At 68.2% G+C, this 23,132-nt stretch carries 22 protein-coding genes; 13 read left to right on the plus strand and 9 right to left on the minus strand.

Going from position 1 to position 23,132, the window contains the following annotated elements; translation table 11 throughout:
• Positions 1–3 precede the first annotated feature (3 nt).
• From HUA74_RS01895 to HUA74_RS01905, 3 genes are all read right to left on the minus strand, one after another.
• A complete protein-coding gene (locus HUA74_RS01895; protein WP_174453173.1) occupies positions 4–1,374 on the minus strand; it encodes a hypothetical protein in 1,371 nt (456 codons plus the stop codon).
• Positions 1,375–1,568: 194 nt separating this feature from the next.
• On the minus strand, positions 1,569–1,805 hold the full coding sequence (locus HUA74_RS45340) for a hypothetical protein (RefSeq protein ID WP_254614265.1): 237 nt from the start codon (positions 1,803–1,805) through the stop codon (positions 1,569–1,571).
• 141 nt (positions 1,806–1,946) lie between these two features.
• The gene (locus HUA74_RS01905) at positions 1,947–2,858 is read right to left on the minus strand and encodes a hypothetical protein (RefSeq protein ID WP_174453174.1); all 912 of its coding nucleotides are present in this window, start codon (positions 2,856–2,858) and stop codon (positions 1,947–1,949) included.
• A 408-nt stretch (positions 2,859–3,266) separates the two neighbouring features.
• On the opposite strand from HUA74_RS01905, the gene HUA74_RS01910 reads away from it, so the two are divergent.
• A complete protein-coding gene (locus HUA74_RS01910) occupies positions 3,267–4,202 on the plus strand; it encodes a hypothetical protein (RefSeq protein WP_174453175.1) in 936 nt (311 codons plus the stop codon).
• Positions 4,203–4,422: 220 nt separating this feature from the next.
• Here the strand turns inward: HUA74_RS01910 and HUA74_RS01915 are convergent, their stop codons facing one another.
• Positions 4,423–4,851, minus strand: coding sequence for a hypothetical protein (locus HUA74_RS01915; protein WP_371817184.1), 429 nt, complete (start codon positions 4,849–4,851; stop codon positions 4,423–4,425).
• A gap of 225 nt (positions 4,852–5,076) precedes the next feature.
• Positions 5,077–5,520 (minus strand): hypothetical protein, encoded by a 444-nt coding sequence (locus HUA74_RS01920; RefSeq protein ID WP_174453176.1) that lies wholly within the window; start codon positions 5,518–5,520, stop codon positions 5,077–5,079.
• A 199-nt stretch (positions 5,521–5,719) separates the two neighbouring features.
• On the opposite strand from HUA74_RS01920, the gene HUA74_RS01925 reads away from it, so the two are divergent.
• The 4 genes from HUA74_RS01925 to HUA74_RS01940 all read left to right on the plus strand — a co-directional run bounded on the left by HUA74_RS01925 (position 5,720) and on the right by HUA74_RS01940 (position 10,117).
• Positions 5,720–6,676 carry a helix-turn-helix domain-containing protein gene (locus HUA74_RS01925; protein WP_174453177.1) on the plus strand — a complete coding sequence of 319 codons (957 nt, stop codon included), beginning with the start codon at positions 5,720–5,722 and terminating at the stop codon, positions 6,674–6,676.
• A 69-nt stretch (positions 6,677–6,745) separates the two neighbouring features.
• Positions 6,746–7,852 (plus strand): oxidoreductase, encoded by a 1,107-nt coding sequence (locus HUA74_RS01930; RefSeq protein WP_174453178.1) that lies wholly within the window; start codon positions 6,746–6,748, stop codon positions 7,850–7,852.
• Positions 7,853–7,926: 74 nt separating this feature from the next.
• On the plus strand, positions 7,927–8,685 hold the full coding sequence (locus HUA74_RS01935) for a hypothetical protein (protein WP_174453179.1): 759 nt from the start codon (positions 7,927–7,929) through the stop codon (positions 8,683–8,685).
• A gap of 133 nt (positions 8,686–8,818) precedes the next feature.
• Complete coding sequence (locus HUA74_RS01940; protein WP_174453180.1) at positions 8,819–10,117, plus strand: SEC-C metal-binding domain-containing protein; 1,299 nt, start codon at positions 8,819–8,821, stop codon at positions 10,115–10,117.
• Between the two features lie 45 nt (positions 10,118–10,162).
• Here HUA74_RS01940 and HUA74_RS01945 read toward each other — a convergent pair whose 3' ends face one another.
• Positions 10,163–10,774, minus strand: a complete 612-nt coding sequence (locus HUA74_RS01945) for a TetR/AcrR family transcriptional regulator (protein ID WP_141645459.1) — start codon at positions 10,772–10,774, stop codon at positions 10,163–10,165.
• 171 nt (positions 10,775–10,945) lie between these two features.
• On the opposite strand from HUA74_RS01945, the gene HUA74_RS01950 reads away from it, so the two are divergent.
• Entirely contained in the window at positions 10,946–12,178 is a 1,233-nt protein-coding gene (locus HUA74_RS01950) for an acetyl-CoA C-acyltransferase (protein WP_141645460.1), read from the plus strand.
• Positions 12,179–12,274: 96 nt separating this feature from the next.
• Here HUA74_RS01950 and HUA74_RS01955 read toward each other — a convergent pair whose 3' ends face one another.
• Positions 12,275–12,859 carry an SRPBCC family protein gene (locus HUA74_RS01955; RefSeq protein ID WP_141645461.1) on the minus strand — a complete coding sequence of 195 codons (585 nt, stop codon included), beginning with the start codon at positions 12,857–12,859 and terminating at the stop codon, positions 12,275–12,277.
• A gap of 379 nt (positions 12,860–13,238) precedes the next feature.
• On the opposite strand from HUA74_RS01955, the gene HUA74_RS01960 reads away from it, so the two are divergent.
• Together HUA74_RS01960 and HUA74_RS01965 are read left to right on the plus strand one after the other, a co-directional pair.
• Complete coding sequence (locus HUA74_RS01960; RefSeq protein WP_141645462.1) at positions 13,239–13,655, plus strand: YciI family protein; 417 nt, start codon at positions 13,239–13,241, stop codon at positions 13,653–13,655.
• A gap of 47 nt (positions 13,656–13,702) precedes the next feature.
• Positions 13,703–14,518, plus strand: coding sequence for a hypothetical protein (locus HUA74_RS01965; protein ID WP_174453181.1), 816 nt, complete (start codon positions 13,703–13,705; stop codon positions 14,516–14,518).
• Between the two features lie 66 nt (positions 14,519–14,584).
• Here HUA74_RS01965 and HUA74_RS01970 read toward each other — a convergent pair whose 3' ends face one another.
• Together HUA74_RS01970 and HUA74_RS01975 are read right to left on the minus strand one after the other, a co-directional pair.
• Positions 14,585–16,393: a DUF885 domain-containing protein gene (locus tag HUA74_RS01970; RefSeq protein ID WP_174453182.1), complete on the minus strand. Its 1,809-nt coding sequence runs from the start codon at positions 16,391–16,393 to the stop codon at positions 14,585–14,587.
• Positions 16,394–16,491: 98 nt separating this feature from the next.
• Positions 16,492–17,193: a sulfite exporter TauE/SafE family protein gene (locus HUA74_RS01975; protein ID WP_174453183.1), complete on the minus strand. Its 702-nt coding sequence runs from the start codon at positions 17,191–17,193 to the stop codon at positions 16,492–16,494.
• A gap of 48 nt (positions 17,194–17,241) precedes the next feature.
• Here HUA74_RS01975 and HUA74_RS01980 point away from each other — a divergent pair, with 48 nt between their 5' ends.
• The 5 genes from HUA74_RS01980 to HUA74_RS02000 are packed head-to-tail and all read left to right on the plus strand — an operon-like array spanning position 17,242 to position 23,130.
• Positions 17,242–19,851 (plus strand): heavy metal translocating P-type ATPase metal-binding domain-containing protein, encoded by a 2,610-nt coding sequence (locus HUA74_RS01980; protein WP_174453184.1) that lies wholly within the window; start codon positions 17,242–17,244, stop codon positions 19,849–19,851.
• Positions 19,848–20,045, plus strand: a complete 198-nt coding sequence (locus HUA74_RS01985; RefSeq protein ID WP_141645466.1) for a cytochrome oxidase — start codon at positions 19,848–19,850, stop codon at positions 20,043–20,045. The genes HUA74_RS01980 and HUA74_RS01985 overlap by 4 nt, the downstream gene beginning before the upstream one ends.
• A gap of 4 nt (positions 20,046–20,049) precedes the next feature.
• On the plus strand, positions 20,050–22,410 hold the full coding sequence (gene ccoN, locus HUA74_RS01990) for a cytochrome-c oxidase, cbb3-type subunit I (RefSeq protein WP_174453185.1): 2,361 nt from the start codon (positions 20,050–20,052) through the stop codon (positions 22,408–22,410).
• Positions 22,410–22,589, plus strand: a complete 180-nt coding sequence (locus HUA74_RS01995) for a CcoQ/FixQ family Cbb3-type cytochrome c oxidase assembly chaperone (RefSeq protein WP_141645468.1) — start codon at positions 22,410–22,412, stop codon at positions 22,587–22,589. Before ccoN ends, HUA74_RS01995 begins: the two co-directional genes overlap by 1 nt.
• The gene (locus HUA74_RS02000; RefSeq protein ID WP_174453186.1) at positions 22,582–23,130 is read left to right on the plus strand and encodes a cbb3-type cytochrome c oxidase N-terminal domain-containing protein; all 549 of its coding nucleotides are present in this window, start codon (positions 22,582–22,584) and stop codon (positions 23,128–23,130) included. Before HUA74_RS01995 ends, HUA74_RS02000 begins: the two co-directional genes overlap by 8 nt.
• The last annotated feature ends 2 nt before the right edge of the window (positions 23,131–23,132 follow it).

Below are 23,132 nucleotides of genomic sequence, written 5' to 3' on the forward strand. Positions count from 1 at the left end.
GATTCAACGCTCCTGGGCCGAGCCAGTCAGCGAGTACCCCTTGGTCCGGAATCCCGTACCGAAGCGGCCGACGAGCCTGTCCATGTGTTCGGGCGAAACAGGTGACGTGACGACCCCTGTCAGACGCGGCATGCCCTTCGCGCTCACGAGCGCGGCGATGACAGCATCCAGATCGGTTCCCGCGACCTCCTCGTCCTGACTCATGACCGTTGCGTCGAAGTCGAGGTGTAGCTCGGTGAGGTTGGGCAAGTCGGCGCGGCCGAGGCTGTCCGCGGTCGTGTGGTTGACCTCCAGCCGGAGCTCGAGCAAGCGAGGCAGGCGCCGACCGACGAGACCTTGCTGCGACGCCGTGAGATCGTTGCTCAGGGTCAGAGACTCGAGTGCGGCGAGAAGCTGAGACCGTCCAAACCCGGTGAGGGTCGTACTCGAAAGATGGCAGCTCCGTAGGTGCAGGTGGCGCAGAGCGGTCAGGTAGGGAGACGCGATGAGGGACGCGAGCTCGTCATCCTCGACTGCCCAGAGAACGAGGTGCTCGACGGTCGTCATTCGCGCCGAGCCGGCGACCACCGCGGCGGCTCCCGGGACGTCGCCCAGATCGAGATGCGCGACGGCCAGGCGCGGCGACGTGATGAGCGCCGAGAAGCCGGGGCCAGGCAAGGCCGAGTCGCCGGCATCGTCGAAGCCGAGACAGCCCTCGAGATCGAGCCCTCGAAGGCGAGACAGGCTCGAGGCCCGGGCCAGGGCGTGGCAGCCCTCTTCGCCGATCTCGGAACGTGCGAGGTCCAACCAGGCCAACGCGGGCAGGTCGAACAGGCGACTCAGCCCCGCCGGGCCGATGCCGACGCGGGGGAGCGCGAGGCTCTCCAGACGCTCGAGGCCGGCAGCAGCGAGGAGGTCGGCCAGATCATCACCCACGGGGATGTCACCATCCTGGGCGTCGGGCATCGCGAGGCCGAAGCGGCGCAAGTGGGTCATCTTGCGCCGAGCCAGCGGCTCGTATGCCTCGACCGTGTGGAGCCCGGCGGCCAGCTCGAGTTCGTCCAGGTGATGCAGGAGCGGTGACGCAAGCACCTCGGCGACCCCCGTGACACCGAGCCAGTCGCAGTCGAGGCGCAGCTCGGAGATGTCCCGTAGCCGAGAACACCGAGTGAAGGCGGGCACCAGGTCCTCGGACCCGAAACGCTCGTTGAGCCAGCCGCGATGGAGGTCGATCCAGGACTCGGCGACTTCCCTCTTGATGCCGCGAGCCATGCGGCCAGCCAGGACTTCGTCGAGTCGAACGAGCCCCACCACGGACAGACGCGACTCGACGGGGACGTCATCGCGGATCAGCTGCCGCGCGGTGAGCTCAAGGGGCCAGGGCCGTTGGAGCATGGTCGGAAAAGTATTGCCGAATCTGGCGCGGCGGCAAGTGCTGGCGTACGAGAAGGAGGAGGGAGGGGTGCGAGCAATGTCACCTACGCCGAGCGCACGAAGGCAGTGCCGGTCATCGTCACCGACCCCTCGCGCATCGCAGGGGTCCGCATCACCCCGAGTACCGTCACGCGCGTGCGCGTGCGCGACACCTTTCAGCTCAAGCTCGAGGGCCGACTGGATGACGCCGAGTCAGGCCGGGTCATCGACCTGACCCCGTCGACCCTCCGCACCGTCATGCGCAGATAGTCGAGCGGCAGCATTGTGTGACGGGAGCGGATGCCCACCCGCTCCAAAATCCACGCATCCATGGTCGCGAGTCCCAGCTCCCCCAGGAAGGTATTGGTGAGGAGGTTGGGCGGGTGGAAGTGACCGAGCGCGTGCAGGAACATGGGAACCCTCTAACCCCCCACCCTGCCCATTCTCTGTCAGCGTGCTGTCACGCCCGCGCCACTCCGCGAGGCGGCCGGCCATGCGCGCGTCACGCCGGACGACTCCCGTCACGGCGCGACACGGACTGGCGCGACGGGTCGTCAGGGCTTCGCGGCGGGCTGGACGGAGAAGAAGAGAACCGAGTCACCCTTGCCGTCCACCTTCATGCCCTGAGCCTTCATCGCGGGGCTGAGGGTGTAGACCACTGGCCCCTGCAGGTTGAGGGCGGTGAGCTGGGTGCCCTCGCCCAGGACGCTCATCGTCCCCTGGTAGGTGATGGTCGTCGTCAGGGGGTTCTGCGCGTCCGAGGCCCGCTCGAGCGTGGTGGAGAGTAGGAACAGGCCGACGAGGCCGCGCGGGTCTTCGTGTATCTCCTTGAGCTGGACGCGCGTCTTGCGGAACTTCACGTCCGCGAGGTTGCCGCGCCGCAGGAGCTTCTCGAAGGCGCGCGCCACGCCGTCCAGCTTCGCGCCCACCTTCACCGGCCCCCGGGGGAAGGCAACGGCGATGGGGTCCTCCGCGCCCAGCCCCTCCAGGTCCTTGCGCACCGCCTCCGCCTCCTCTGGCGTCACCGGCTGACCCTCCGCGTCCGTCACCTCGATGCGGCCCGCCCTGAACTCACCCACGTAGGTCTTCTGGCTGACGGGGGAGAGCCGCCGCTGCTGCTGGCCCCGCGAATCCTTCGTCACCTCCACCACGTCGCCATAGGCGAGCTTCGCGCGGGTGACGACGGGCCCCTTCGCCTCGAGCACGGTGAAGACCTGCGTCTGGGCCATCTCGGTGGAGACGTCGATGGGCTCCGGCTCCGTGCCCGGCGCGGTGATGTGGAAGTCCTGCCGCATCATCATCCCCATCCGCACCTCCTCGGCCAGCCCCACCACCGCGTCCAGGCGGGTGAAGGCCAGCGACCGCGCCTTGGACACGACGACCCGCGGCGGCTCGGTGGCCTCCACGGCGAGCGGTGACAGTGCCAAGAACCCCACGGCGATGACCCACGGCTCCATCCGGCGCATGTGTTCCCCTCAAGACACAATCCTTCCATGACGCGGCCATCCGCGATAGCAAATGCGCGGGACGGTGGGCACTGGGGGCGCTGTGATGACAGTCATTGGCGTTGTGTAGAGTGCGCGGCACGAGCGCCAAGGCCTCGTCCCGGGTCCACTTTCGTACGTGCAACCTGTGCGAGGCCATGTGCGGCCTGCGCATCGAGCTCCAGGAGGAGCGCATCACCTCCATCCGGGGCCCGTGTGTCCCAATGTCGCCATGTAACTGCAGGCCCGCGGCGAGCAGGAAACGGTGGACGCGATGAACGACGCGGTCATCCCGGCGCCGCAGTAAGCGGCCGGCGCTCACAAAAAATTGAATCGGTCCACGGTCGAGCGCAAGTACAGTCACCGCTGCCTTGATCAGGAGCGCCCGCCGTGACTCATGCGTTTTCGACCGCTGGATACCAACGCCTGCTCGACCTCCAATTGCGGCTGCACGCGTTCGCGGCCGACATCGTTGCCGAGTACGAACTCGACGTCGACACGCCCGACCACCCGCTCTGGGCTGCCCAGTACAACTACCTGAGCATCGCGCCGATGCGCAACGGGCTGCACGTGGAGTATTTCGGCGACGCCTGGGAAACCGCATTGGAAATGATGCTGGCGTGCCTGACCGAACAGGCGGTGGCGGACACCATCACCTCGTTGGCGTTCTCCGGTCCGGATCAGGGCGCGAACGGCACACGCGAGTGGTCCTTCGAGACACTGCTGAGCGCAGAGGTGACGTTCCCGATCCTGCGTTCGCTGTCCATCCGGCCGACCGAGCCCGATCACCACAACAGCTCGCTGATCGTCCACACGGGCACGATCATGGAGGAGGGTGGTGACATCGCACGGCTGGTGGCGAAGATGCCTTATTTGACCGAACTCACCGTGCCCAATGCGCCGGACGCGAGCATCTTCGCGCAGCCCTTGCCGCATCTGCGCGCGCTGCGCATCGGCGGCAGCTTCGACACGCAGGGGTTCATCGAGAACCTGGCGTCCGCGACGAATCTGCCCGCGCTCACGAGCCTGGACTTCACCGAGTCGACGGAACTGCAGATGACCTGGGCCAAGGACCGGGACGACGCATGCGTGACTTCGTTCGAGGCCTATGCACGCTTGCTGGCAAGCCCAGTGGGCGAGGCCTTGAAGGTGTTCATCCTGCGCAATTCGCGGCTCGACATCGACCAGTTGCAATCCCTGCGAGCGATCCGCCCGGGCCTGCAATTCATGGTGATCCAGGCCGCCCGGGGTGGCTATGTCAGCCACTTCGCCAAGCACGTCTTCCCGTGGAAGCATCTGGTGCCGGGCGACCCCGGCGTCCAGTAAGCGTTTGCCGCCGCCCACGCAAGGTGAGGTGGAGCGGCTGTCACGAGCGGAGGACGGCCGCATCGCCTATCCAACCCCAGACACTGCCGCCGCATGATGCCACCAAGGAGCCTTCCTCCCCCGAACCCCCTCCGAACCAACGACACACGATTCGGGACTCGACCGGCTGGTGGGGGCTTTGGTTCAGAGGCGAGCACTGGGCCAACCAACACGGGCCCACTCAGGGAGAATCGGACGCGTGGGTGAGGGCCTTGCCGTCCTTGGGCGCGGTGAACCGCGCCTCCTCCCGTGTGAAGCGGGACTTCCTGATGGATGAGAAGTCGCCCTTCGTCCGGGAGAAGTCGAGGTCCATGACCACCTCGCCTCCCTTCACGAAGACAAGCAGGCACTCCATTTCAGGGACGTCCCTGGCGCTGGACCAATCAATGCCGAGCCACTTCCGGACCTCTTCCGCGCCCACGTAGGGCGTGAAGATGTGAAAGGTGTCCCAGTCAAAGTCCGTCACCTCCGTCAGGAGGAAGTCGCCCCCCGTCGCCGAGGCGGCCTGGATGCGCTGCTCCAACTTCGTGGCGAGCGCCGCGCGTTCCTTGCCTTTGCCGCAGCCGCTCATCGTCACGCTGCAAGCGAGCCACATCGTCACCGCAATCACTGATGTGCCTGTCCATCTTCCGTGTCCGCGCATGCGCGACACTCTAAATGAGGGCTACACCAGGGGGAACGGCGTCTACGGCATCGAGGCGGGCGCGCGGGAGCACTTCGGCGTGTCCGCCTGTTGGACCGCGCGCCCGTGGTGACGGGCGGCGGTGGTGACGAGGATGTGGACGACGAGGGTTGAAACGCTGTGTCGTGCGGGAGCGTGAATCGAGACGGCGGGTCAGAAGCAGTCGTTGCCCGGATAGGGCGGGCCGAAGCCGTCGTTCACGCTCTCGACGATGTAGTACTTCACCCTGCCGTAGTAGCTCATGTCGCCCAGGCAGGTCTTGAGATGGGCGCTGTAGTAGGGGTCTCCCGAGCGAATCAGCGCGCCGTCGAGGTAGACGGTGAGCCCGCTGCTGAACGTCCCCATCGCGTCACTCGTGCGCAGGTAGCCGTCGAAGATGTTGTTGCACAAGGCCCTGATTCCGGAGCCATCGACGCAGTTGAAGTACTCCTTGACGAACGCCGGACCGAAGCCGGAGCGTTGATAGGCCAGCGTGCCATTGACGTAGATCTGGGTCAGGGCGCCACCGGTGCTCTGCGTCGACCAATAGCTCGCCAGGGCGGCGGTGCTGGCGAACGGACCGTCCTGCTGGGCCAGGGCAGGGGACGCGACGGACATGGAAAGCACAAACACCGCGAGGAACGCTTTCACAAACACTCTCCTTGGGAAGAACCGAGCGAAATGGGCGTCGGTGTGATGGATGTATAGAGGGGGAGAGGGGAGGGGGGCTCGGCCACCAGCGCACAGGAATTCGGCCAGGTGTGCAGGGGCCGTCGGACCGGGCGGATAATGTGTGCCTCCTTACCTGGGGTGGCCCATGCGCACAGTCTTCTCCACGGACGCGGTCTCCGAGCGGGAGCGACACGAGTACTGGCAGGAAATGGCGAGCAAGGTGCTCCTGGGACTGCGCACGGAGCGGAAGACGTCCAGTCCCTTCTTCGGGCGGCTCGACCACCACGAAGCAGGGCCGTTGGGGGTGACCTATCTCCATTCCTCGGCCCAGAGTGTTCATCGAGGGGAGACGGAGATCTCCCGCGCCCCCCGGGAGTGCTACTTCCTCTGCATGCAGGTGTCGGGGGTCTGCCGACTGCGCCAGGGGCGTGAGGAGCGAATTTCCCACCCAGGAGACGTGGAGCTCTTCGACGGGACTCGGCCAGGAGAGCTTTCGTTCGACGCGGAATACCGCCGCATCGTCATCGTGGCGCCTTATGCCACGCTGCGGCCACGGCTCTCACACCCAGATGAGATGGTCGGGAGTGTGCTCCACACCCGGGAGGGCGTCGGTGCCCTGGTGTCCGCCTACCTGCGCGCCTTCGCGGAGACCCAGGTCGCCGAGCCCGTCGCGGGCTCTGTCTCGGACAACCTGCTGGAGCTCCTCGCGCTGGCCTTCAACACCCAGGGCCGCGACATCCAGACCAACGCCGCGAGCGTGCGAGAGGCCCGGAGGCACGCCCTGCGTGTCTATGTCGAGCATCACCTCGCGGAGCCATCGTTGAGCCCGGCGACGGTCGCCGCCCGTTTCCGCATGTCCACGCGCTACCTGCATGGGCTGTTCGCGGAGAGCGGCGAGAGCTTCATGCGCTGGGTCCTCTCGCGTCGCCTGGTTCGCTGCCGAAAGGCGCTCGAGGACCCGGAGATGGACGCGCGGAGCATCGCGGACATCGCCTTCAGCTGGGGCTTCATGGACCTCACGCACTTCGGCCGCGCCTTCAAGAAGGCCTATGGCAGGACTCCCCGGGACTGGCGCTACGAACAAGCCCGACAGCGGTCGTGACATCCGCCGAGAGAGGCGCAGGCTCCTTCCTGGGCGGCGCGTATCCGGCGTGCTTCAATCCTTGTCCCCATGAGCGAGCCCGCCACCCCTCCCGCCCCCCTCCGCGTCGCCCTGTTGGGCTACGGCTTCGCGGGCAAGTCCTTCCACGCTCCGCTGCTGCGCACCGTGGAGGGCCTGTCATTGCGCACGGTGGCGTCCAGCCGGCCTGATGACGTCCATGCGGACCTGCCGGATGTGACAGTGATTCCGTCCGCGCGCGATGCCGCAACGCACCCGGACGTGGATCTGGTCGTGGTGGCGACGCCGAACGAGACCCATGTTCCGCTCACTGAAGCCGCGCTCCGTGCCGGCAAGCACGTCGTCGTCGACAAACCCTTCACCATTACGTTGGCGGAAGCGCGCGCCCTCTCCGCGCTCGCCCAGGAGCGGGGCAGGGTGCTCTCGGTGTTCCATAACCGCCGATGGGACAGTGACTTCCTCGCGCTGAAGGCCCTGCTCACGGATGGCACCCTGGGCCGTGTCACCCATGTCGAATCGCGGTTCGACCGGTTCCGTCCCGAGGTCCGCCAGCGCTGGCGTGAGCAGCCCGTCCCCGGGGCGGGCATCTGGTTCGACCTGGGGCCCCACCTCGTGGACCAGGCCCTGCAACTGTTCGGTCTGCCCGACACCGTGGTGGGGATGCTCGCGGCCCACCGGGACGGCGCGGCCGTGGATGACTGGTGTCAGGTGACCCTCGTGTATCCCCAGCGACACGTGGTCCTCCAGGCCTCGATGCTCATCGCCGGAGGGCTGCCGCGCTTCGCGGTGCATGGCACCCGGGGCTCCTGGCTGAAGTACGGGATGGACACGCAGGCGGACCGGCTCATCGCGGGAGAACTTCCCGGTGCGGCGGACTGGGGCGAGGACGCCTCGCCTGGGCGGTTCCTCGTCGGAGGCTCCAGCGAGGCCCGGATGACGTCGACGCCCCGTGGGGACTACCGCCAGTACTACGCGGGCATTCGCGACGCCGTGCGAGGCACCAGGCGCAATCCGGTGACACCCCTGGATGCGGTGGCAGTGGCCGCCGTGCTGGAAGCGGCCGTCCTGTCGTCGCGGACCGGCCGCGCATGCAAGCTCGACCTCACCTCGGAAGAGCGAGGCGCCTTCTCCGATGGTTGTGATTTGACGGCCAGTTGATGGGGGGCCGACACGGACCTGTTAGGTGAGTTGCTCCTGCAATCCCGTGGGACATGCACCGAGGAGGTTCGTGGATGAGAAGCGCATTCGTGGTGGCTTCAGCCGTGGTGGTCTCGATGGTCGCGTGCGGTGGGGCACCCGGCGACGAGGCACGGGACGCCACCGTCCAGCCGGCTCCGGCAGAGGCTCAGTGGACGGAGGTGGAGCGAGGCGTCTGGGAGCGGCCGAGGGTCGGCGGCGGCCATGAGCGTGTCGGCTTTGGCGTCGAGGGCCTCGAGTACGTGCTGCGGAAGACTCGCGCCGAGCGGGAGTCCCTGCTCAAGCAGGCCCCGCGGTCCTCGGCGGCTCGGCTCGAAGCCAACGCGCTGAGCCTCCAGGCCCTGGAGGCCCAGCTCCGCGAGGCCTCTGCTCCAGGGGGCTCGCTGCCTCCTCCCGTCGTGCCGCCCAAGGTCTCCAGCCCACCGGGGCGCGCCGCGAGCTTCGGGCTCGATTTCTGCGGGGGCGTCTTCGAGCCCGACGTCCTCTTCAACAACGCGCCTCACCTGTTGGTGGGTGAAGTCACCGCGAAGGGACGCTGGACGGAGCCGGCGCCTTACGCGACCAACATCAAGACGCTGTACACCTATGTCTACGCGGCGGCCTTGGACATGGGGCCGGGCTACTATGACGAGGACTACAGCATGGAAGGCCCGTTCTCCGGCTCGTGCTGTGCCTCTATCGAGACCTTCGGCGGCATCGCTCCGACCGGGATGGCGTACCTGCTGGGACGGGTCACCATCACCAGCACGCATGGTTGCTCGGACCAGCGGGTCTATGAGGCCACGAGTTACTGAGCGGATGCACCGGGCGCGCGAGCGTCCACTGGACGGGGAGGGGAGTTGCCTGTTCGCCCCGACCCGTCCACCTCCTGCTACGGTGCGCGGCGGATTCCACCGCTCGCCCCCGCGAGCCGAGAGGCACATTTCCTTGAGCACGAAGAAGCCCGGCCGCAATGACCCGTGTCCCTGTGGCAGTGGCAAGAAGTACAAGGCCTGCCACGCCGCCGAGGACCGCACGCGTGCCGCGCCTCCCGCCGATGTTTCCAGTCCGCTCGAAGAGGACTTCCGCGCCGCGATGGAGCTGCTCAAGAACCCGGACGTCGGCGACCTGTCCGCCGCGCTGGACCGAGTGGCCCGCCTGCTGGCCGAGTGGGGCCCCGTGCCCGGCCTGCGCTTCGACGCCGAGTCCTTCGACAAGCACGTGGGTGCGGCCCTCGCGCGCATCTCCGAGGACGAGGTCCTGGACGCGTCGAGCGCGCGTCGGGAGCTGTTGGTGAGCACGGTGAAGGCCCTCGCCACGAAGTCCTTCCTGGAGAAGCTGACAGCCACGCTGCACGGCCGCGCTGGAGAGCCGGGGCGTTCCTCGGAGGACCGGCGAGCCCTTCGCGCGGCCAGCCTGCTCGCCGCCGCGTCGAAGCGGGTGGGCAAGACGCGCATGGAGGACAACCCCGTCCTCGACCTCGTGTTCGACGTCCAGTTCCGCGAGTGGAGCACCCACCACAAGGAGTGGATGGCGAAGTACGAAGCGCTGGCGAGTGGGATGGATGAGGCCTCGCTGTCCGAAGAGGCACGCAAGGCGCTCCAACAGGCCCGCGAGGGTGATGTGGATGCGCTGGTGGACTACGTGAAGGAAGACCCGGGCCTGGCCGAGCGCATCGTTCGCGAAGCCAAGGAGCGCGCCACCCGCGTCGAGATGAAGTTGCGCGAGCCGTCCACGCCGCCCGTGTTCGCTCCCGAGGAGGAGCTGTGGCTCACCTGTGTCCTCTGGGAGCCGATGCAGGCCCTCAAGGGACTGCCCCCGGACTCAGCGCCCCCGGTGCGTCGCGAGGCGGTGACGGCGCTCCTGCGGGGCGTGAAGGGCGCGCTCGACGAGGAGTTCCTCAAGGGAATGCTGGGGCGCATGCGCGAGAAGGCCCAGGACGCCTCGGTGGATGAGGCCCTGCGTGCCTGGTACGCGGATGCCGCCATCGCCTTCGAGGCCGAGCCCGCGCGCATGTCCCTGGCCGCGCTGCTCACCGCGAGGCAGGAAGCGGCGGGGCGCTCCGCGGAGGAGATGGTGGCGCTGGCGGACCTCAAGGCGCTCACCACCTGGACGCCGGAGAGCTTCGAGCCCTATCGACAGCTCCTGCTTCAGATGGGGCTGTCCGCCTCTGCTGAGCGCATCGGCCGCTGCCAGGAATGGCTGCGGACCCATCCCGTGGAGCTGCGCGCCGCTCCTACGGAATGACGTCGAGGCGGCGAGTGGCTCCCGGTTGAGCCCCGCCAGTCCGCCTCACGGCGTCGAGCCACTGTCTCCCGGGCTCGACGAATCCGCGGCCAGCATGGCGACGCGCCGGGCCGCCTTGAGCAACTCGTCGGAGACCGCAGTGCCCGCCGTCGCCTTCGCCAGCGTCAGCGTGCCCACGCACAGCGCATACGTCGCCAGCGCCCGCTCCCGTGCACTGGCGCGCTCATCCGAGGGCAGGTGTCTGGCGAACGTCTCCGCCGTCAGATTCAGCTCGTGCGCCAGCGCTTCCTTCAGGTCCGCATCCCCGCGCACCACGTCGGACAGCACGGCGGGCAGGGCGCACACGGGGACCTCCGCGTCCCGGTGGGCCCGCGAAAGGTAGCGCCGCACCAGGTGGCTCAACCACTCCGCGCCCTTCAGGTCCTCCAGCCCCTGCGGCCAGTCCACTCGCTGTCGGCTCATGATGCGCTGGAGTGATTCGATGAGCAGCGCCTGCTTCGAGCCGAAGTGCGCATAGAAGCCGCCCACCGTCAGGCCCGCCGCGCGCATCACCGTGTCCACGCTCGTCCCCAGGAAGCCCTTCTGGCGGAACAACCCTCCCGCCGCTTCCAGGATTCGCTCGTGCGTGGACTGCTTCTGCTCCGGGGGATGGGGCATCCGAATCTCACCTCGCTGTACACCATTATACACGTCATCGCGTCGCCCGCCGCCCTTTGACGGGGACCGACCGCCTGCCCGCCGCCTTCACATTGCGACCATATTACGAGCATAATATGGTTGATTCACACGGGCGGGCGTGGAGCCACCCCGCGAACGGAGGGCTCGTCGATGGATGCCTACATCTTGGATGCGGTCCGTACCCCTCGTGCCCGAGCCAAACCCGGTAAGGGCGCGCTCAGCGGACTGCACCCGCAGGAGTTGCTGGCGCAGACGTTGAAACAGCTTCCGCTGCGCACGGGCGTGGACGTCGCGGACGTGGATGACGTGGTGGTGGGCGTCGTGTCGCAAATCGAGGCGCAGGGCGCGAACATCGCGCGCAACGCGGTGCTCGCCGCGGGGTGGCCCATCAGCATCCCGGGCTTCAGCCTCAACCGCTTCTGCGGCTCGGGCCTCCAGGCCCTGTCACTGGCGGCCATGGGGGTGGCGTCCGGCGCCCAGCAGCTGGTCGTCGCGGGTGGCGTCGAACAGATGAGCCGCTACGGTCTCAACGCGGATGGCGGCGGAACAGATGGTGGAAACGTCGACCTGCGCCGGCGCTTCTTCCAGGTCCCCCAGGGCATCTCCGCCGACCTCATCGCCACGCTGGAAGGCTTCACCCGGCAGGAGCTGGATGCCTTCGGCCTGCGCTCGCAACAGCTCGCCGTGCGAGCCCAGGCGGAGGGACGGTTCCAGCGCGGCCTGTTCCCCGTGAAGCATCCCCAGACGGGAGAGGTGTTGCTGGCGGTGGATGACCACCCGCGCGCGGACACGACCGCCGAGAAGCTGGCCGCGCTCGCGCCCGCCTTCACCCAGTTGGGGGCTCGGGCCGAGGGGCCCGACGGTGAGACGCTGGATGCGCTGGCGCTCCGGGCCTATCCCCGGGCAGGCGCGGTGCGCCACCTGCACACGGCGGGCACCGCGAGTGGTATCGCGGACGGCGCGGGCGCCATCCTCGTGGCGTCGAAGGACTACGTGCGCGCGCACGGCTTGAAGCCGAGGGCTCGCGTGCGGGCCGTCTCCGCCGTGGGCAGTGACCCCGTCCTCATGCTGACGGGGCCGGCGCTCGCGGCGCGCAAGGCGCTGGACTCCGCGGGGCTCAAGGCGCGCGACATCGACCTCTGGGAAATCAACGAGGCGTTCGCGGCGGTGGTACTACAGACGGCGCGGGCGCTGGAGATCGACCTGGACCAGGTCAACGTCAACGGAGGCGCCATCGCCCTGGGCCACCCGCTGGGCGCGACGGGGAGCATCCTGGTGGGGACCGCCCTGGATGAGCTCGAGCGACGGGGGCAGTCGCTTGCGCTGGTGACGTTGTGCACCAGCGGCGGGCAAGCGGTGGCGGCGATTCTCGAGCGCGGCTGAACCGAACTGGCCGAGCAACATCAACAGCATCATGGGTGTGCCTCCCCAGGGGGGACCTGGGGCTCCGGAAGGTGACGTCGAAGGAGTCCCAGTCCCTCAGTGGGCGAGTGACGGCGAGGCCGCGCTGGTCTCCATGAGCGCGGACTTCCGCGCGGGGGTCCGTGCGGCGGTCTCCAGGTCCACCAGGCCCTTCTCGAGCTGCTTGCCGATGAAGGACTCCATGAGTCCGAAGGCCATCATCGCCTTGCCCATGAAGGTGTTCGGACCGGACATGCTCCAGGTGACGCGCGTGCCCTTCTCGACGGCTTCGAGCACGAAGCTCGCCTGGTTGACGGCGGCGAAGGGCTCGATGAACTCCAGACGGATGTCGATGCGCTCACCCGGCTTGCTCTCCAGGATTTCCATCCGGCCCACGCCGATGTTCCGGTTCCCTTTGTACAGGTAGCTGGCGCCGACTCCCTCCACGGGGCCTTCGTACGTGCGCTCCATGTTCGGGTCGACGTTCTCGTAGGGCGACCACTGGCGCCACAGGGAGAAGTTGTTGATGAGCGCGTAGACAGCGTCGGGTGACGCATCGAGTTGCCGCGTCCGGGAGATGTGGAAGCTGTCCGGGCGGGTGGCGATGAAGGCAAGCACGCCGACGATGAGCACAACGACAGCGATACCAATGAGCTTGGCCATGTGAACGACTCCTGATGGGGTGTTGGGAAAAGGGGAGGCTCCGGGGTCTCCGGTCAGCCGCCTCGGTGGGTATGAATCCCGGCTTCAATGCGACGACGAATGGGCTTCGAGGGGATCGACACGACCCCTGTTTTTCACCATCCGAGGCGTGCAACCGGTTGGAACCATTGGCGATTTCGCCGTCGGGAAAATGCCCGGATTAATCCAGGGCCGGCCGCGGCATCGCGGTCGGACGGGGTCGCATACCCGGAGCGCGGGTGGGTCATGCCGCGGTGTCGATCCGCCGGTGTCTCGTTCGTCGCGAGGATGGAGCTTCGGCTCATGGCGGAGGGGCACGCCGTCGGATGCGTGCCTTTGGGACCGACGAGGAGATGCGACGATGAGATTCATGCTGCTGCTGAAGGCGAGCCAGGACACCGAGGCGGGAGCGCTCCAGGGCGAGGCACTTACCTCCGAGATGGAGCGCTACAATGAAGCGCTGGTGAGGGCGGGGGTCCTCCTGGATGCGGCGGGCCTTCATCCCAGTTCTCGCGGCGCGCGCATTGATTTCTCACAAGGCAAGCGGACGGTGACGAACGGGCCTTTCACCGAGACGAACGAGCTGATTGCTGGATTCTGGATGATTCAGGTGAAGTCGCGGGAGGAGGCCCTGGAGTGGGCGCGGAGATGTCCGCACCCGGAGGGGAGCGCGGATTCGCGAATCGAGCTGCGCCAGGTGTTCGAGCCGTCTGACTTCCCCACGGAGTCCCAGGAGCCGACGGAGCTGGAGTTGCGCGCGTCGCGCTCGCGGTCCTGAGTCGAAACGTGCTCCACTGAGGGGATTCGCGGGACCGAGGTGGGCACATGAAGGTGGTCGCACTCGTGGAGGTCCCGCCGGACATGCAGGCGGCGGCGATGGCCCTGGCATCCGCGACGGGCATGGCGCCGGCGGAGGCTCGGATGCGTCTGGCGCCGGAGCCGCCCGCGTTGCTCGCGCGGTTGGCGCCGGAGGCGGCGGAGGCGCTGGTGGCGTCGCTCAAGCGCCTGGGGCTGGCGGTCCTCGCGGTGGACGAGCAGGGGCTTGGTCAGGGGCGGGTGGTGGCGCGCCGCGTGACGTTCAACGCGGACACCGTGACGTTCACGTCGCGCGCGGGTGAGTCACTCGACGTGGCGTGGGGCGAGGTGGTCGCGGTCATCCGAGGGGCGAGCTCGGTGCGGACGCAGAGCGAGCACAAGGAGCAGCCGAGCAAGTTGGATGTCGCCAAGGCGTACGGCCTGGCGATTGCCACGCACGGGCTGATGCTGCCTCGGACGGGGGCGAAGACGGTGCGCCAGGAGTCCGAGGAGACGTCGCAGCTCATCTATGTCTTCGCGCGAGATGGTGGGAGCGCGGTGCTGAGCGAGCACGGGATGGACTACTCCTGCCTGGGGCCCGCGATGCAGCCCTCGCGCATCGCGAACATGACGATGCTCATGCGGATGCTGTGTGAGCGCGCGCCGGACGCCTTCCACGATGAGCGCCTGTTGCGCCTGGGCCGGCGCCCGCTGCCCTTCGTCGTGGCGGATTCGACGCAGATGGCGACGGGCGACGTGTCGGTGAGGCGGGTGAACACGCTGCAGGGCATGGACGTGCTCGCCGAGGTGATGCGTCAGGCCGTCGTCCAGGGGCTGCTGGGCTGACGGCCCCGCCAGGAGGACTCGCCGTCGCGAGACGCCTTCGCCGCCGTCGGGTGAGGCGCGCGAGTCCTATTCGTGCGCGGTCGCCTTCGCGGGGGCCTCGCCGAGCAGCAGTCGCCGGACGATGGGCACGGGCGGGTAGCCGTAGGACACCACCGCGTCGTGGAAACGCTGGAGGGAGAAGGCCTGGCCCCACTGCGCCTTCGCGTCCTCACGCAGCTCCATGAGCAGCTTCTTGCCCAGTGCGTAGACCAGGTAGGTGGGGTCCGACGTTCCCCGGCGGGCCTCGCGCTCCGCGTTCGTCTTCGTCATGAACGCCTCCTCCTCGAACAGCCGCACCGCCTGCTCGTACGTCATGCCGCGCGTGTGCAGGGACAGGCCCGCGACGTAGCGCGCCAGGCGCTGGAGGTAGAGCGCGAGCTGGTTCAGTCGCAGCTTGTCGGCCGCGGGTCCCGAGCGCCCACCGTAGCCCTCGTCGAGCATCATCTGCTCCGTGTAGAGGCCCCAGCCCTCGGAGAACGAGCCCGAGCCCAGCAGGCGCCGCACCTTGGACTCCACCCGGTTCGTCCAGAGGAACTGCACGTAGTGGCCGGGGTATGCCTCATGGATGGAGACGAGCGGCAGCGCATGATGATTGTAGAAGCTCATGTGCTGTTCGGTCTGCTCCGCGTTCCACGTCGGGTCCGGCGGCGTCACGTAGTAGTACGCCTCCGTGGCCTGCTTCTCGAACGGGCCGGGCGTGCTCATGCTCGCGAAGGACAGTGAGCGATTGAACGACGGCGTCTCCGCCACCTGCGCGCGGACCTCGCTGGGCACGGTGATGATGCGCTCGCGGATGAGGAACGCTCGAATCTCCTCCAGCGTCGCGGTGGTGCTGGACACCAGCTCCGCGGGCGTCGGGTGCTCCTTGCTCAGCTCCCGGTACACGTCCATGGGCGCCTTGCCAGGCCCCAGTCGTCCGGCCACCTCCCGGAACTGGGTCTGGGTGCGCTTCATCTCCGCCTGCCCCCATGCAAGCAGCGAGTCGATGCTCTCCGTCACGCCCTCCTCGTAGAGCAGCTTCTTGCGATAGGTCTCCTCGCCAATCGCGAAGTTCCCCTGGGAGCGGGGCAGCACGTCCTCACGCAGGAACTGAATGTACGCGTCGATGGCCGCGAGGCAGCGCGCCTGTTCCTTCTGGAACGCCTCGTTCAGCGCGGCATCCTTCACCGGCGCGAAGGCCTGGGACATCGTCTGTGCGTAGAGCGACCGGGTGCCCTGGGCCTGCTGGAGGGCAATCTCCGTCCACATCCTCGGCGGGTTCTTCAGCGTCGTCCGCGCCGCCGCGAACAGGTCCGGCACCTTCGCCATGCGGCTCACCGCCGAGCGCATCCGCTGTTCCAGTGGCGCGAAGTCCCGGTTGATGAGCTGGAAGACCGAGACGGAAGCCTGGCTCAGGTACGTGTTGGGGTTTCGCTCCCAGGAGCGCACCTCTTCGGAGTCCAGGATGCGCGCGCGGAAGTGGTTCTCCAGGATGTCGTAGTCGGCCCGGTCCAGGGGCGGCAGCGCGTCGCGGTCCACCGCCGTCGGCAGCGCGGCGAGTCGGCCCTTGAGATACGCGAGGTGTGACGCGCGCTCCTCGGCGGTGAAGCCGCGCAGTTCACCGTCGTAGGTGTGGACGCCCGCGGAGGTGGCTGACAGCGGGAAGCGACGGAACTGCTCGTCGAAGTGCGCGTCCACGAAGGCGCGGAGCGCCACCTGCGCGGGCGTGAGCGCGGCCGCGGCCTGGGTGACAGCCGTGGACGGAGACTCGCTCTGTGTCGGAGGGCGCGAGGTGGTGCAGCTCGCGGACAGCAGCAGCAACGCGGCGAGAGTGCTCGAAGTGCGCGGCGCGGTCATCGTTCCTCGGCGGGCGAAAGAGAAGGTGCCGGGAGCCTCGCCGATGCCACCGCGTGCGACAAGCGCACCCCGACTCATCGCGTGGGGACCGCCGACGCTCAGTGACAGCGCGGTGATGTGTCGACCGCGCGGAAGACGAGCACCGCCGCCGCCATGAGTGGCATGGCCCGACGAAGCAGGAACTCCGAGAGCCGGGGCCGCTTGCTCCACAGCCCTGCTTGAAGCTGTGCGCCGAGCAGCGCCGGAACTCCCCCCAGCGCGAAGGCTCCCATCACCAGCACGCCACCACCGAACGAACCGCTCGCGAGCGCCACGGTGAGCACGCCGTAGAGCAGGCCACAGGGAAGCAGCGGCGTCACCGCACCCATTGCGCCCGCGCGACCCACCCACGAAAACTTTGCGCTCCAGCGCGAGAGGGCGCCCGCCAGCCGCGAGAGCCCAGGCAGAGGGGGCAGGCGCTTCCCAAGCTCCAGGGCGGAGGCCACGAGCGCCGCCGCCATCAGCCACGGAAGGTACGGACGCGTGGATACGGCGAGCGCGCGCGTGACGCCGCCGCCCAGTGCGCCCAGCGCGCCTCCCACCAGCGCGTACGCCCCCAGGCGAGCACCTTGATAGGCGAGCAGCGCCCGGTGTCGCTCGGGCCCGCGCATCGCCGGGAGCCCCGCGCAGGCGAGCGGCCCACACATGAGGAAGCAGTGAACGCTGCCGGTGAGTCCCACGGTGAGTGCGCCGAGCGCGCCCGCCACCAGCGTCGGCGTCGGAGTCAGCGAGGTCAGCAGCAGCGGAACGTCGATGGGCATGAACGGGTCCTTCGCAACAGGCATGCCGTTCGCAAGGTGACAGCTCGCATGCCCGACTCCGCGCAAACCCGGCCCCATGTGGCCGTCTGCCTCCACTGTGGCAGCCGCGTGCCGGAGGGCACGGCCTCGCGCGAGTTCTGCTGCGCGGGGTGCGAGGTGGTGCATGGCCTGCTGGTGACGCAGGGGCTGACTCGCTACTACCAGCTCACGGGTGGGAAGACGGCGCCCGCGGCGGAGCCTGCTCGAGGTCGAGGACTCGCGTGGCTGGAGCCCCTGGTGGCCCGCGCGGAGGCCACGCCGGGCGCGCTGTGTTCGCTGGAGCTGGACGTCCAGGGCATTCACTGCGCCGCGTGTGTCTGGCTGATGAACGAGTTGTTCCGCCGTCAGCCCGGTGGCGCGGGGCTCACCGTGGACCCCGCGCTGGGCAAGGCGCGCATGCAGTGGAAGCGCGGGGCCTTCGACGTGGGCGGCTTCCTGCGAATGGTGGAGGGCTTCGGATACCTCTTTGGTCCCAGTCGCAAGCGGCCCGCGCCCGCGAGCCTGGACCTGCCCATCCGCCTGGGTATCTGCGTGGCGCTCTCGATGAACGTGATGTTGTTCTCGGTGAGCTTCTACGTGGGGCTCGCGCCGGAGGATGGAGACGTCTTCCAGCTCTTCACGCGGCTGAGCCTGGGGTTGTCCACGCTCGTCGTCGCCGTCGGAGGATGGCCGTTCTTCCGCTCGGCGTGGCAGGGGCTTCGTCGAGGCGTGCCGCACCTGGACCTGCCCATCGCGTTGGGCATCCTGCTGGTGTTCGGCACCTCGCTGGTGCAGGCCCGGGGAGGACGCGGCGACCTCGCCTACTTCGACACCCTCAACACCTTCGTCACGCTGATGCTGGTGGGACGCTGGCTCCAGCAGCGTGTCCTGGAGCGCAACCGGCGCTTCCTGCTGGAGGACGATGGCGCAGACGGCCTCTTCGTTCGTAGACAAGAGGGAGAGCGGCTCGCCACCGTGCGAGTGTCCCAGGTCGCCGAGGGTGACCTGCTCGTCATCGCGCCTGGGGACCTGGTGCCGGTGGAGGCGGAGTTGCTCGATGCGAGCGCGCGCGTCTCCACGGACTGGATGACGGGAGAGCCGGATGAGCGCGAGGTGGCCGTGGGGGAAGCGCTGCCCGCGGGCGCCTTCAATGCGGGGCGCGAGGCGGTGCGCGCGAAGGCGCGACAGTCGTTCCAGGACTCGCCGCTGGTGGCGCTGCTGCGCCGTGCGCCGGAGGGCACGAGCCGAGGCGCGGGCCACACGCGCTTCTGGGAGGCGGTGTCGCGGCGGTGGGTGGTGACCGTGCTGGCGGTCTCGGCATTGGGGCTCGTGTTGTGGTGGCCGTCGGGACCCGACAAGGCGCTGGAGGTGGCGGTGGCCCTGCTGGTGGTGACGTGTCCCTGCGCCATCGGCATCGCCACGCCGCTGGCCTATGAGTGGGTGCAGGCGCGCTTGCGTCGTGAGGGCTTCTTCATCCGCTCCACGGATCTGCTGGACCGCCTGCCGCGTGTACGTCAGGTGCTGTTCGACAAGACGGGGACGCTGACGCTCGGGCGGATGGAGCTGGTGGACCGGGCCTCGCTCGATGCGCTCACGGAGGAGGCGCGCGACGTGGCCTTCAATCTGGCCTCGCGCAGCAACCATCCGGTGAGTCGGTGTCTCTCGGACTCGCTCTCGCGGATGGGCGCCCGCTTCGTTCCGGAGGCGCGGGTGACGGAGCACCCCGGGCAGGGCCTGGAGTGGGTGCGACATGGCGTGTCGTGGCGCCTGGGACGCGCGGACTGGCACCTGGTGCGAGACAGTATCGCGCCAGGTTCCGCGGGGCATGGCCACGGCGCTGAGTTGTTCGAGGAGGGACTCGAAGGAACTGGCTTCACGTCACGGCTCGATGCGGGAGGCGAGGCAGCCTCATCGCAAGCAGGCGTTGCGTCGCATGGCTCGGAGAGCGGAGCTCCGGTCCTTCCCCGTGCCCTGCTGCGCGCCGACGGCACCGACGGGCCTCGTGGCACCGTGCTCTTTCGCGACGGCTCCCCCCTGGCCTCATTCCCGGTGCGTGAGGCCCTGCGACCGGACGCACGCCGCGAGGTCCTCGCGCTCCAGGCCGAGGGCCATGCTGTCTGGCTCATCTCGGGCGACGCACCCGCGAGGGTGCGCGAGCTGGCGGTCTCCATCGGCGTGCCCCTGGAGCGTGCCCTGGGTGGCCTTCGTCCCGAGGACAAGGCGTGGGCCGTCTCGCGCCTTGGCGCGACGGACTCGCTGTACCTGGGCGATGGCGTCAACGACAGCCTCGCTTTCGAGCGGGCGCTGTGCGCGGGAACCCCCGCGATTGATCGACCGGTGATGCCGGGCAAGAGCGACTTCTTCCTGGTGGGAGAGGGGCTCTCCTCCCTGCGCGAAGCCCTGCGACTGTCGCGCCACCTGCGGCATGTGGTGCGAAGGTTGTTGGTGCTGGCCATTGGATACAACGCCGTGGCGGTCGCCGTGTGCCTCGCGGGCTGGATGACGCCGCTGCGGGCCGCCGTGGCGATGCCGGCCACCAGCCTCGCCACCGTCCTGTTCACCTTGTGGAGCCTGTCCGCGCCCCGGGCTCCACGCGGTGCTTCGGCGCCCCTGGATCGTCCCACAGAGGTGCCCGCATGAACGTGCTCGTGCTCCAGGTCTTCGTGAGCCTGATGCTCGTGGCCAGCTCGGTGCTGCTGTTCATCTACAGCATGCGTCACCGGGACCACGAGCAGGCGGACCGGCTCGCGCTCTTTCCGCTCGAGGAGGACAGCGCGGCTCGCCCCGCCGCGTCTTCCGACGGGCCGTCGTCGCCTTCGGCTTCCCAGGAGTGACTCCGTGCAACAACAGCGAATCGTCTACGACGACACCACGGTCCGCCGCTTCATCTTCGCGGCGGTGGTCTTCGGCATCGTGGGCATGGCGGTGGGTGCGCTGGTGGCCAGCCAGCTCGCGTGGTGGCAGGCCAATCTGGGCATTCCCTATCTGACGTACTCCCGGCTGCGGCCCCTGCACACCAACGCGGTCATCTTCGCGTTCGTGGGCAACATGATGTTCGCCGGCGTCTACTACTCCACGCAGCGCCTCTTGAAGGCGCGCATGGCGTCCGACGTGCTCTCGAACATCCACTTCTGGGGCTGGCAGTTCATCATCGTCGCCGCGGCCATCAGCCTGCCCCTGGGCATCACCACCTCCAAGGAGTACGCGGAGCTGGAGTGGCCCATCGACCTGGCCATCACCGTCATCTGGGTCGTCTTCGCCATCAACTTCTTCTGGACCCTGGCGAAGCGCAACGAGAAGAACCTCTACGTCGCCATCTGGTTCTACATCGCGACCATCATCACCGTGGCGGTGCTGCACATCGTCAACAGCCTGGCGCTGCCGCTGGATGGGCTCAAGAGCTACTCCGTCTTCTCCGGTGTGCAGGATGCGCTGGTGCAGTGGTGGTACGGCCACAACGCCGTCGCCTTCTTCCTGACCACGCCGATTCTGGGCATCATGTATTACTTCCTGCCCAAGGCGGCGGAGCGGCCGGTGTACTCGTACCGGCTCTCCATCATCCACTTCTGGGCCCTGGTCTTCATCTACATCTGGGCCGGTCCCCACCACCTGCTCTACACGGCGCTGCCCGACTGGGCGCAGTCCCTGGGCATGGTGTTCAGCGTCATGCTGTGGGCGCCGTCGTGGGGCGGCATGCTCAACGGCCTGCTCACGTTGAAGGGCGCGTGGCACAAGCTGCGCGATGACCCGGTCCTCAAGTTCTTCATCGCCGGCGTGACGTTCTACGGCATGGCGACGTTCGAGGGGCCGCTCTTGTCCATCAAGACGGTGAGCGGGCTGGCGCACTACACGGACTGGATTGTCGGCCACGTGCACGGCGGCGCGCTGGGCTGGAACGGCTTCATGGCGGCCGGCATGTTCTACTGGCTGGTGCCCAGGCTGTACGGCACGAAGCTGTACTCCACCCGCTCGGCGGACGCGCACTTCTGGCTGGGGACGGTGGGCATCCTCCTCTACATCGTGTCGATGTGGATCAGCGGCATCAACCAGGGGTTGATGTGGCGGGCCACGCACGCGGACGGGACGCTGCTGTACCCGAACTTCGTGGAGACGCTGCTCGCCATCCGGCCCATGTACATCGTCCGCTTCGTCGGCGGCTCCATGTACCTGGTGGGCTTCTGCATGATGGCGTGGAACCTCTGGAAGACGGCGCGCGCGGGCAAGGCCGTGGACGGAGAGACCACCGTGGTGGTGGAAGACACGCCGGCTCCCGTGCCCACCGCGACGACGACGCCCGCGCCGGGCTGGGTGCAGGTCGTCACCGGTCGTCCGCTGGTGTTCGCCATCGCCATCCTCACGGTGACGATGTTCCTGGGCTGGGCGAAGCCGGTGCGCGCGCTGGTGCTGATGGGCGCCATCGTCGCGCTGGGCGAGCTGGCCTGGATTGTCACTCGCAAGGACCGCGAGGCGGGACGGCCGTCATGGTTCGCGCTCATCGAGGGCCGCCCATTGGCCTTCACGGTGCTGACGCTGGTGGCCATCCTGATTGGCGGCGTGGCGGAGCTGCTGCCCACCATCCTCATCCAGCAGGCCGTGCCCGCGCATGGCGAGGCGCAGAAGCCGTACTCGCCGCTGGAACTCCAGGGACGGGACCTCTACGTGCGCGAGGGTTGCTACACGTGCCACTCGCAGATGATTCGCCCCTTCGTGGCGGAGACGCAGCGCTACGGCGACGTGTCCCGCGCGGAGGAGTTCATCTACGACCACCCGTTCCAGTGGGGAAGCAAGCGCACCGGGCCGGACCTGCACCGCGTGGGCGGCCGATATCCGAACCTCTGGCACTACACGCACATGATGGACCCGCGAGCCACGAGCCCCGGCTCGAACATGCCGCCCTATCCGTGGCTGGCGGAGAACCGCATCCGCGTGAAGGACGCGCCGAAGAAGCTGTCGCTGATGCAGAAGCTGGGCGTGCCGTACACCAACACGGACGTGGACTCGGCCGAGGCACGGCAGAAGTCCCAGGGTGAGGCCATCGCCGCGGACCTGGCGACTCAGGGTGTCCAGGTGGCGTGGGACTCGGAGATGGTGGCCCTGGTCGCCTACCTCCAGCGCCTGGGTCGAGGTCCGCAGGATGTGCCGCCGCCGGAGGTCGCGCCCACCGCGTCGGCGGCGGGAGTCCAGGAAGGAGGCCGCTGATGTACAAGCAATTCTACCAGGGCATGACGTTGGAAGAGCTTCCCCTCTTCGCGCTCGTCCTGTTCATCGCCATCTTCCTGGGCGTCTGCGCCTGGGTGTTCGGAGCACGCAGGAGCCAGGACTTCGACGCGCTCTCACGGCTGCCGTTGTCGGAGCGCGGGGAGGGCGGTCATGAGTGAGAAGTCGCTGGTCAAACACATCTATGACGGCATCGAGGAGCACGACAACAACCTGCCGAACTGGTGGCTGTTCCTCCTCTGGACGACGCTCGTCTTCGGCGCGGGCTACTGGTTCTGGTACCACATCGCGGAGGCGGGGCCGGGACAGCTGGGCGAGTACGCCGCGGAGTCCGCTGAATACGCCCAGCGCATGGCCAGCAACACGCCCGCGTCGGACGACCTGCTGCTGAAGCTGGTGAAGGACCCGACGTCGCTGGAGGGTGGCAAGGCGGTGTTCCAGGCCAACTGCGCGGCCTGTCATGGCGCGCAGGGACAGGGCCTCATCGGCCCCAACCTCACGGACGGCTTCTGGCTGCACGGCGGCGCACCCATGGCCATCCACAAGGTGGTGGCCGACGGCGCAGTGGCCAAGGGCATGCCCGCCTGGGAGCGGACGCTGGGGGGCGAGCGCGTCAAGGCCGTCACCGCGTACGTGTTGACGCTCAAGGGGACGAACGCCGCTGGCGGAAAGGCGCCTCAGGGCGAGCCCGAGCAGCCGTAGCG

Source organism: Myxococcus sp. CA051A, from assembly GCF_013336705.1.
Lineage (GTDB): Bacteria > Myxococcota > Myxococcia > Myxococcales > Myxococcaceae > Myxococcus > Myxococcus llanfairpwllgwyngyllgogerychwyrndrobwllllantysiliogogogochensis.

Excerpts from the sequence above, each read along its gene's own strand:
- HUA74_RS01895 (WP_174453173.1), bottom strand. The coding sequence starts at position 1,374 with ATGCTCCAACGGCCCTGGCCCCTTGAGCTCACCGCGCGGCAGCTGATC.
- HUA74_RS45340 (WP_254614265.1), bottom strand. The coding sequence starts at position 1,805 with ATGTTCCTGCACGCGCTCGGTCACTTCCACCCGCCCAACCTCCTCACC.
- HUA74_RS01905 (WP_174453174.1), bottom strand. The coding sequence starts at position 2,858 with ATGCGCCGGATGGAGCCGTGGGTCATCGCCGTGGGGTTCTTGGCACTG.
- HUA74_RS01920 (WP_174453176.1), bottom strand. The coding sequence starts at position 5,520 with ATGTCCGTCGCGTCCCCTGCCCTGGCCCAGCAGGACGGTCCGTTCGCC.
- HUA74_RS01925 (WP_174453177.1), top strand. The coding sequence starts at position 5,720 with ATGCGCACAGTCTTCTCCACGGACGCGGTCTCCGAGCGGGAGCGACAC.
- HUA74_RS01930 (WP_174453178.1), top strand. The coding sequence starts at position 6,746 with ATGAGCGAGCCCGCCACCCCTCCCGCCCCCCTCCGCGTCGCCCTGTTG.
- HUA74_RS01935 (WP_174453179.1), top strand. The coding sequence starts at position 7,927 with ATGAGAAGCGCATTCGTGGTGGCTTCAGCCGTGGTGGTCTCGATGGTC.
- HUA74_RS01945 (WP_141645459.1), bottom strand. The coding sequence starts at position 10,774 with ATGCCCCATCCCCCGGAGCAGAAGCAGTCCACGCACGAGCGAATCCTG.
- HUA74_RS01950 (WP_141645460.1), top strand. The coding sequence starts at position 10,946 with ATGGATGCCTACATCTTGGATGCGGTCCGTACCCCTCGTGCCCGAGCC.
- HUA74_RS01955 (WP_141645461.1), bottom strand. The coding sequence starts at position 12,859 with ATGGCCAAGCTCATTGGTATCGCTGTCGTTGTGCTCATCGTCGGCGTG.
- HUA74_RS01960 (WP_141645462.1), top strand. The coding sequence starts at position 13,239 with ATGAGATTCATGCTGCTGCTGAAGGCGAGCCAGGACACCGAGGCGGGA.
- HUA74_RS01965 (WP_174453181.1), top strand. The coding sequence starts at position 13,703 with ATGAAGGTGGTCGCACTCGTGGAGGTCCCGCCGGACATGCAGGCGGCG.
- HUA74_RS01970 (WP_174453182.1), bottom strand. The coding sequence starts at position 16,393 with ATGACCGCGCCGCGCACTTCGAGCACTCTCGCCGCGTTGCTGCTGCTG.
- HUA74_RS01975 (WP_174453183.1), bottom strand. The coding sequence starts at position 17,193 with ATGCCCATCGACGTTCCGCTGCTGCTGACCTCGCTGACTCCGACGCCG.
- HUA74_RS01980 (WP_174453184.1), top strand. The coding sequence starts at position 17,242 with ATGCCCGACTCCGCGCAAACCCGGCCCCATGTGGCCGTCTGCCTCCAC.
- HUA74_RS01985 (WP_141645466.1), top strand. The coding sequence starts at position 19,848 with ATGAACGTGCTCGTGCTCCAGGTCTTCGTGAGCCTGATGCTCGTGGCC.
- HUA74_RS01995 (WP_141645468.1), top strand. The coding sequence starts at position 22,410 with ATGTACAAGCAATTCTACCAGGGCATGACGTTGGAAGAGCTTCCCCTC.
- HUA74_RS02000 (WP_174453186.1), top strand. The coding sequence starts at position 22,582 with ATGAGTGAGAAGTCGCTGGTCAAACACATCTATGACGGCATCGAGGAG.